Origin of the sequence: Paraburkholderia sp. Ac-20336 (assembly GCF_017105025.1) — a bacterium.
GTDB lineage: Bacteria > Pseudomonadota > Gammaproteobacteria > Burkholderiales > Burkholderiaceae > Paraburkholderia.
This window is the reverse complement of sequence record NZ_JAAGPS010000052.1, coordinates 38183-46279: the sequence shown is the minus strand read 5'-3', so window position 1 is coordinate 46279 and position 8097 is coordinate 38183. Positions and strand designations below refer to the sequence as shown.

8 protein-coding genes are annotated in these 8097 nt (G+C 66.3%); 6 read left to right on the top strand and 2 right to left on the bottom strand.

Features of this window, described 5'->3' with window-relative positions; genetic code table 11:
• The 6 genes from GXB81_RS16635 to GXB81_RS16610 form a co-directional block, all read left to right on the top strand.
• Nucleotides 1-177 (top strand): phosphonate C-P lyase system protein PhnH (locus GXB81_RS16635; protein WP_205989803.1); only part of this gene is annotated, 177 nt, incomplete at its 5' end.
• Nucleotides 177-1367 (top strand): carbon-phosphorus lyase complex subunit PhnI, encoded by a 1191-nt coding sequence (locus tag GXB81_RS16630; RefSeq protein WP_205989801.1) that lies wholly within the window; start codon nt 177-179, stop codon nt 1365-1367. The genes GXB81_RS16635 and GXB81_RS16630, both read left to right, overlap by 1 nt.
• The gene (locus GXB81_RS16625; RefSeq protein ID WP_205989800.1) at nt 1364-2311 is read left to right on the top strand and encodes an alpha-D-ribose 1-methylphosphonate 5-phosphate C-P-lyase PhnJ; all 948 of its coding nucleotides are present in this window, start codon (nt 1364-1366) and stop codon (nt 2309-2311) included. Before GXB81_RS16630 ends, GXB81_RS16625 begins: the two co-directional genes overlap by 4 nt.
• Nucleotides 2308-3078, top strand: coding sequence for a phosphonate C-P lyase system protein PhnK (phnK, locus tag GXB81_RS16620; protein ID WP_167039731.1), 771 nt, complete (start codon nt 2308-2310; stop codon nt 3076-3078). Before GXB81_RS16625 ends, phnK begins: the two co-directional genes overlap by 4 nt.
• 8 nt (nt 3079-3086) lie before the next feature.
• On the top strand, nt 3087-3881 hold the full coding sequence (gene phnL / locus GXB81_RS16615) for a phosphonate C-P lyase system protein PhnL (RefSeq protein WP_205989799.1): 795 nt from the start codon (nt 3087-3089) through the stop codon (nt 3879-3881).
• A gap of 64 nt (nt 3882-3945) precedes the next feature.
• Nucleotides 3946-5079, top strand: a complete 1134-nt coding sequence (locus GXB81_RS16610) for an alpha-D-ribose 1-methylphosphonate 5-triphosphate diphosphatase (RefSeq protein WP_167039727.1) — start codon at nt 3946-3948, stop codon at nt 5077-5079.
• A gap of 81 nt (nt 5080-5160) precedes the next feature.
• On the opposite strand, the gene GXB81_RS16605 is transcribed toward GXB81_RS16610, so the two are convergent.
• Both GXB81_RS16605 and GXB81_RS16600 read right to left on the bottom strand, forming a co-directional pair.
• A complete protein-coding gene (locus GXB81_RS16605; RefSeq protein ID WP_205989798.1) occupies nt 5161-6975 on the bottom strand; it encodes a diguanylate cyclase in 1815 nt (604 codons plus the stop codon).
• Nucleotides 6975-8093: an extracellular solute-binding protein gene (locus GXB81_RS16600; RefSeq protein ID WP_205989797.1), complete on the bottom strand. Its 1119-nt coding sequence runs from the start codon at nt 8091-8093 to the stop codon at nt 6975-6977. Before GXB81_RS16600 ends, GXB81_RS16605 begins: the two co-directional genes overlap by 1 nt.
• Nucleotides 8094-8097: the final 4 nt, after the last annotated feature.

Sequence of the window (8097 nt, the reverse complement as noted above, 5' to 3'; positions counted from 1 at the left end):
CTGCGCGGCCCCGGCATTCGCGAGACCGCGACGATTGCGCCGGCCGGCCTGCCCGCGCGGTTCTGGCGCGAACGCGCGGCGCTCGCCCCGCTCTTTCCGTGCGGCATCGACTGTTATCTGGTTTGCGGCACGCGCCTCGTCGGCCTGCCGCGCACAACTGAAGCGAAGGTGAACTGATGTACGTTGCCGTCAAGGGTGGAGAACGCGCGATCGAAGCATCGTGGCGCAGGCTCGACAAGGCGCGCCGCGGCGATACGCGCGTCGCCGAACTCAGCGTCGCGCAGATTCGCGAGCAGTTGCGTCTCGCGGTCGCGCGCGTGATGACCGAAGGCTCGGTCTACGACGAAGAACTCGCGGCGCTCGCGATCAAGCAGGCCGCCGGCGATCTCGTCGAAGCGATCTTCCTGCTGCGCGCCTATCGCACCACGTTGCCGCGTTTCGGCTATACGCGTGCGATCGATACCGAAGCGATGCAGGTCGAGCGCCGCATTTCGGCGACCTTCAAGGACGTGCCGGGCGGCCAGTTGCTCGGCGCGACTTACGATTACACGCAGCGCCTGCTCGATTTCGCATTGCTCGCCGAGGGTCATGACGAAGGCAAGCATGACGCAGACGACATGGCGCACGGCGGCGCATCGGGTTCGGACAAAGCATCGACGCAGCAGCCGGCCGGCGAGCCCATGCCGCGCGTCGTCGCGCTGCTCGACAAGGAAGGGCTGATCGAGCAGGAACGTCCGTCGCCCGACGGCGCGGAACCCGGCGATCTGTCGCGCGAGCCGCTCGCGTTTCCGGCGAGCCGCGCGACGCGTCTGCAGAATCTCGCGCGCGGCGACGAAGGCTTTCTGCTCGCGATGGGTTATGCGACGCAGCGCGGCTACGCGCACTCGCATCCGTTCGCGGGCGAGATCCGCTTCGGCACGATCGCGGTCGAAATGGAGCTCGACGAACTCGGCGCGGCGGTCGAGATCGGCGACCTCGACATCACCGAATGCCAGATGATCAACCAGTTCGCGGGCAGCAGCTCGGTGCCGCCCGCGTTCACGCAGGGCTATGGCCTCGCGTTCGGTCACTCGGAGCGCAAGGCGATGGCGATGGCACTCGTCGATCGCGCGCTGCGTGCCGAGGAACTCGGCGAAACGCTCGCCTCGCCGACGCAGGACATCGAGTTCATGCTCTCGCATAGCGATAACGTGGAAGCGTCGGGCTTCGTGCAGCATCTGAAGCTGCCGCATTACGTCGACTTCCAGTCCGAACTGGAACTGGTGCGCAAGCTGCGCGCGCAACATCGCGCTCTGGGCGAAAACGCGTCAAACCACGACGCGGCAACCGGGGTCCCCCCCGCCACCGACAGGGAGCAAGCAGCATGAACGCACCGGATACCGCTCTTTCGAACACCGCCACCACGGGCACCTCGCACGACAGCGCCGCGCACGGCTACAACTTCGCGTATCTCGACGAGCAGACCAAGCGCATGCTGCGCCGCGCGCTGCTCAAGGCCGTCGCGGTACCGGGCTACCAGGTGCCGTTCGCCTCGCGTGAAATGCCACTGCCGTTCGGCTGGGGCACGGGCGGCATTCAGGTGACGGCCGCGATCATCGGCAAGGCAGACACGCTGAAGGTCATCGATCAGGGCTCCGACGAAACCACCAACGCGGTCAACATCCGCCGCTTCTTCGCCCGCACGACCGGCGTCGCGACCACGCGCCGCACGGCCGAGGCGACGATCGTCCAGACCCGTCACCGGATTCCCGAAACGCCGCTGACCGAGAAGCAGATTCTGGTCTACCAGGTGCCGATGCCCGAGCCGCTGTACCGGCTCGAACCGCGCGTCGCCGAATGCAAGAAGCTGCATGCGCTGGCCGATTACGGCCTCATCAGCGTGAAGCTCTATGAAGACATCGTGCATCACGGCAGCATCGCGACGACCTACGACTATCCGGTGATCGTCAATCATCGCTATCTGACCTCGCCCTCGCCGATTCCGAAGTTCGACAATCCGAAGATGCATATGAACCCCGCGCTGCAACTGTTCGGCGCGGGCCGCGAACGGCGCATTCATGCGATTCCGCCCTATACGCCGGTGCGCAGCCTCGACTTCGACGATCATCCGTTCGAGGTGCAGAAGTGGCAGCATGCCTGCGCGCTGTGCGGATCGAAGGAGAGCTTTCTCGACGAGATGATCGTCGACGATGCGGGCACGCGCATGTTCGTCTGCTCCGATAGCGATTACTGTCACGAGCGGCGCGGCGACGGCGATATCGAATCGCCGGCCCCGCTGCTGCCCACCGCGCGCCAGGGAGAATCCGCATGACGCCGCTTCTGAGCGCCCGCGCGCTGACCAAACAATATGGCGGCCGCAACGGTTGCCGCAACGTGAGCTTCGATCTCTATCCGGGCGAGGTGCTGTGCATCGTCGGCGAATCGGGCTCGGGCAAGACCACGCTACTCAACACGCTGGCGCTGAAAACCGAGGCCGATAGCGGCTCGCTTCACTACACCGCGACGCATGGCGACACGCTCGATCTGCGCGCGCTCTCCGAGCCGCGCCGCCGGTTGCTGATGCGCACCGAGTGGGGCTTCGTGCAGCAGAATCCGCGCGATGGCCTGCGCAGCGGCGTGTCGGCCGGCGCGAATATCGGCGAGCCGCTGATGGCGGTCGGCGCGCGCCACTACGGCGAGATTCGCCGCGCCGCGACGCAGTGGATGGAGCGTGTCGAACTCGACGCGACGCGCATCGACGAATTCCCCGCCGCGTTTTCGGGCGGCATGCAGCAGCGTTTGCAGATCGCGCGCAATCTCGTCACCGGTCCGCGCCTCGTCTTCATGGACGAACCGACGGCTGGGCTCGACGTGTCCGTGCAGGCGCGTCTGCTCGATCTGCTGCGCACGTTGACGTCGACGCTGCATCTGTCGGTGCTGATCGTCACGCACGATATCGGCGTGGCGCGTCTGCTCGCGCATCGGCTGATGGTGATGCAGGCGGGTGAAGTCGTCGAGGCGGGCCTGACCGATCAGGTGCTCGACGATCCGCAGCATCCGTATACGCAAACGCTGGTTTCCTCGGTTCTGCCGGTTTGAGGCTCACGATGCAATCCATTGAAGCAGACCTGCAAGCAGGCAGCGCAGCGCGCAGCAGCGCCCCGGCTTTCGCCGCCCGCCCCGCGCTGATGCTGCGCGCGGCCAGTATCGGCAAGACCTTTACGCTGCACGGCCAGGGCGGCGTGCAGATCGAAGCGCTCGCGGACGTGTCGCTCGACGTCGAACGCGGCGAATGCGTGGTGCTGGTCGGGCCCTCGGGCGCGGGCAAGAGCACGCTGCTGCGTTGTCTGTACGGCAACTATCTCGCGAGCACCGGCTCGATCGAGATTCGCGACATGACCGATCAGGGCCGGCCCGTGTCGATCGTCGGCGCCGAACCGCGCGACGTGCTGCGTCTGCGCCGCGGCGTGGTCGGCTACGTGAGCCAGTTCCTGCGCGTGATTCCGCGTGTGCCGACGCTCGCGCTCGTCGCCGAGCCGCTGGTGTCGCGCGGCGTCGCCGAAGACGAAGCCCGCGCGCGCGCCGCCCGCCTGCTCGCGCGGCTGAACGTGCCCGAGCGGCTCTGGACGCTGGCGCCCGCCACCTTTTCGGGCGGCGAACAGCAGCGCGTGAACATTGCGCGCGGCCTGATCGCGGAGCATCCGCTATTGCTGCTCGACGAGCCGACCGCCTCGCTCGATGCGGAAAACCGCGACGTGGTGGCCGATCTGATCGTCGAGGCACGCGAGCGCGGCGCGGCGATCGTCGGTATCTTTCATGACGAAGAGACGCGCAGCAAGGTCGCGACGCGCCGCCTGGAACTACAGCCGCCGCGGCGCCACGCCGTACTTGAGATCGCATGACAGGAAGCAGTGGCAGACTGCCAGGTACTACCCCTTCAGGCCCGACTGACTACGGAGCAAGTCGATGTTGATCAGGAACGCTCGCGTCGTGACGCGAGACGAAGTATTCACCGGCGTGGTGCGCGTCGAAGACGGCATGATTCGCGACGTCGAGCGCGGCTCGAGTTCGGCGCGCGAGGCCGAGGACTGGGACGGCGACTATCTGCTGCCCGGTCTGATCGAGCTGCATACCGACAATCTGGAGAAGCATCTCGTGCCGCGGCCGGGTGTCGAGTGGAATACCGACGCCGCCTTCGTGATTCACGACGCACAGGTCGCGGCCGCCGGCATCACGACCGTGTTCGACGCGCTCGCGATCGGCTCGCGCTTTAACGTCGGCGTGCGCGGCCGCGATCTGCAGACTAAATGCGCCGACTCGCTGCTGCGGCTCGCCGCGCACCGGCTGCTGCGCGCCGAACACTTTCTGCATCTGCGCTGCGAGATCGCGACCGCCGACGTCATCGACATTTTCGATTCGTTGTGCGCCCATCCGCTGCTGCGGCTCGCCTCGGTGATGGATCACACGCCGGGCCAGCGGCAATGGCACGACCGCGAGCAATGGCGCCGCTACCAGGAGCGCAACGGCAAGATGAGCGACGAGCGCGTCGCGACCGCGCTCGCCGAACTGGAAGTCGAACAGGAGCGTTATGCGGATACGCATCGCCACGAACTCGTCACGCGTTGCAAAACGCTCGGCATTCCGGTCGCGAGCCACGACGACACGCTGATCGAGCACGTCGAACAGGCCAAGGCCGAGGGCATCGTGCTCGCCGAATTCCCGACCACGCGCATTGCCGCGCAAGCCGCGCGCGAGCATGGCATCGCGACGATCATGGGCGCGCCGAACATCGTGCGCGGCGGCTCGCATTCGGGCAACGTGTCGGCGCTCGAGCTTGCACGCGCGGACCTGCTCGACATTCTCTCGTCCGATTACGTGCCGTCGAGCCTGCTGAGCGCCGTGTTCGAACTCGTCGACAAGGCGGACTGGACACTGCCGCGCGCCATGCAGACGGTCTCCGCCGAGCCGGCGCGCGCCGCCTGCCTCACCGACCGCGGCGCGATCGAGCCGGGCCTGCGCGCGGACTTCGTGCGCGTGACGATGCTCAACAAGTTGCCGGTGCCGCGTGCGACCTACCGGGGCGGCGTGCGGATCGTGTGAGGCAATCCGCACGATCGGGATCGAAAGCGCCTCGAACCACCGGCTCCGCCGCGCGCCCGATCGCGCGTTCTACTGCGCTTTTTACTGTGCTTCCGCCGGATCCTCCGCGGCATTCTCGTCCGTCCGCGCCGGCGCGGGGCCATTCTTCGCGGCCGTCCCGGCCTGCGCGTCAAGCAGGTCCCGGTAACGCAGGTACGCGCAACGTCCGCCCGATTTCGCCGCGTACATCGCCGCGTCGGCATTCAGCAGCAGTTCCTCGGCATTGCCGCTGTCGTGCGGAAATTCGCTGATGCCGATACTCGCGCCGACCGTCATGCCGTGGCCGTCGATCACGAGCGTTTCGTTCAGCGCGTCCATGATGCGCGCGGCGATCTCGGTCGTGACGTCCGCCGCGCGCTGCCCCTCGATCAGCACGATGAATTCGTCGCCGCCCAGACGCGCGACGACATCGTCGGCACACAGCACGCCCTTGAGCCGCCCCGCCACCGCAGCCAGCACCTTGTCGCCGACCGAGTGGCCGAACTGGTCGTTGATCGGCTTGAAGCGGTCGAGATCGACGAACAGCACGGCCAGCCCCGCGCCTTGCTGCTTCGCCGCCTCGAGCGCGCTTTCGAGCTTCTGCATGAATAGCATGCGGTTCGGCAAACCGGTCAGCACGTCGTGCGTCGCGAGATGCGCAAGCTCGCTCTGCTTGCTGTGCAACGCATCCATCTGCGCGCGGATTTCGCGGCGCAAATGGTCGAAGCAGCGCGCAAGCACGCCGATTTCGTCGGTGCGCTTGAGCGGCAGCGGATTCATCGCGTGCTCGGCGAACAGGTGCGTCGCCGCCTGCGCGAGCAGATGCAAAGGCTTGGTCACCGCGCGCGCGGACAGAATAGCCAGTAATACGGACAATGCGCTGAACACCAGCACCATGCGGATGATCCGCGTGCCGAGCTGATTCGCGCCGGCCAGCACGTCTTCCAGTGGCTTGGCGAGACCGAGCACGATGAAGCGGTTGCCTTCCGAGTCGCCGAACCGTCGGCGCACGAACGCGAGCACCTGGCCCGCCGCCTGGCGCGGCCGCATGAGACCGTTCGCGAGCACTTCGCCCTGCGTCTGCGCGAACAGCGGCTTCGTCACGGGGAAGCTGTCCTGCATCAGCACGCGCCGGCCACGATCGAAGCCAAAGGTTTTCGACGGGTCCGGATGCACCAGGAAGTCGCCCCATTCGTTCGCGAGATAGACCTGATAGTCGCTCGGCAGATCGCTTTGCAAACGCCTGAGCATGATGGCGAGATCGATGTCGATCACGACGACGCCCACCACGGTTCCATTCGCGTCCGCGACCGGCGTGCCGATCCGCAACGTCGGCTTGCCCTGCGCCGCGTGCGTGCCGTATTCGTGATTGACGACGATCGGCGACGTATAGATGCGCCCCGGCGCAAACGCGAGCGTCTCGAACACATAGGGAAACTGACCTTTCTCCTGCAGGTCCTCGCCGTCGACGCGCACGAGACCGTCGCTGTCGCGATCGAAGCGGATCAGTTCGAGCCCATGATGCCGGCGCGCAATCAGCCGCACCTGCAGATACTCCGGGTGATGCAGCATGAAGCTCGAATACACCTGCGCGAGCCGCTCGCGCGGCGCGTTCGCGCCCACGCCGTCGTCGGTTTCGGCGACGTTCGCCGACGAAGGCATGGTCGCGAGCACGAGCGCGTCGGACGCGGTGTCGTCGATCGAGAACGCGATGCGCTGGCCGAGCAGTTCCGTCGAGGTCAGCAGGCTGCGCTCCGCTTCGTTGACGAGCATCGTGCGGTTCGCGTGATACGCGTAGTAACCGGTCGCGCCCGACGCCAGCACGCCGATGCACGCGAGCAGCACGGACAGCTTGAAGGTCAGGCCGCGCCGTAGCATCAGAAGCGCTCCGAGCGATCGCCCGATTCGATTCGCGTCCACAGTGCCTCGCGCTGCTGGATATTCTCGACCGGGCCGATCCAGACGATATGCGCGTTCGGACTCGTTTCCGCGGGTTCGCTCAGCGTGTTCGCGAGTCCCTGGCGCCGCGTGAGCAACGCGCTCACGTCGGGCTCGAGCATGTAGTTGATCCACGCGAGCGCGAGCGGGCGGTCGCTCGCCGCACGCGTCATCGACCAGCAATCGAGCCACGCGAGCGCGCCTTCGTCGGGAATCACATAGCCGACGTCGGCGCCCGCGCGGCGCAGCAGCTCGACCTGCTGCGTGCCGTAGTTGCCGAACATCAGCGCGGCCTTGTGCTCGATGAAGTACGCGGTCGCCTCTTCGGGCAGCGTGTAATACGTGAGCAGATTGCGGCGCAGTTCGACGAGCTTGCGCGCGACCGTGCGCATCTGCTTGCGATCGAGCTGGAACGGATCGGGATAGCCGAGCGCGAGCGCGGTGAACGAGAAGTTGTGCTGCGCGCTGTTGAAGTCGAGCACCTTGCCGCGATAACGCGGGTTCCATAGTTCGAGCATCGAATGCGGCGCGACCGGAACCTGCTTGCGGTCGTAGATGAGTCCCATCGACGAATAGGTGAACGGAATCGCGTACACCTTGCCCGCCGACGTGAGCCCCTCGATCGAACCGAGCGCCCGGAAGCGCGGCAACTGCCTGCGCGTGTTCGGCAGACTCGCGAGGTCGAGCGGCGCGAGCAGATTCGCCTGCGTATAGCGGTGGATTTCGGCGGTGTTGGCCGCGAGCACGTCGAATTGCCCGGCATCCTTGCCGTGCATCTGCGACCACAGCGCCTCGTCGGAATCGACCAGCGTGACTTCGACCTTCGCGTTATAGCGCGCCTCGAATGCCTTGACGACGTCGGGGTCCGCGTAGCCGGGCCACGCAAGCACGTGCAGGACCTTGTCGGCGGCGCGGGCGGAGGTGGCCGCGCTCAAACCGATGCAGCACAGGGCGGCGATCAGCAACGCCGAAACGGGGGACCGGAAAACCGGCGATACCGCGATTAATGCAGAGCGAATAATCGTGCGGACAAAACCGCGAAAAAAGTCGCCACACATCGAG

Coding starts and splice junctions, on each gene's coding strand:
- GXB81_RS16605 (WP_205989798.1), bottom strand. CDS start 6,975: ATGCTACGGCGCGGCCTGACCTTCAAGCTGTCCGTGCTGCTCGCGTGC.
- GXB81_RS16610 (WP_167039727.1), top strand. CDS start 3,946: ATGTTGATCAGGAACGCTCGCGTCGTGACGCGAGACGAAGTATTCACC.
- phnL (WP_205989799.1), top strand. CDS start 3,087: ATGCAATCCATTGAAGCAGACCTGCAAGCAGGCAGCGCAGCGCGCAGC.
- GXB81_RS16630 (WP_205989801.1), top strand. CDS start 177: ATGTACGTTGCCGTCAAGGGTGGAGAACGCGCGATCGAAGCATCGTGG.
- GXB81_RS16625 (WP_205989800.1), top strand. CDS start 1,364: ATGAACGCACCGGATACCGCTCTTTCGAACACCGCCACCACGGGCACC.
- GXB81_RS16600 (WP_205989797.1), bottom strand. CDS start 8,093: ATGTGTGGCGACTTTTTTCGCGGTTTTGTCCGCACGATTATTCGCTCT.
- phnK (WP_167039731.1), top strand. CDS start 2,308: ATGACGCCGCTTCTGAGCGCCCGCGCGCTGACCAAACAATATGGCGGC.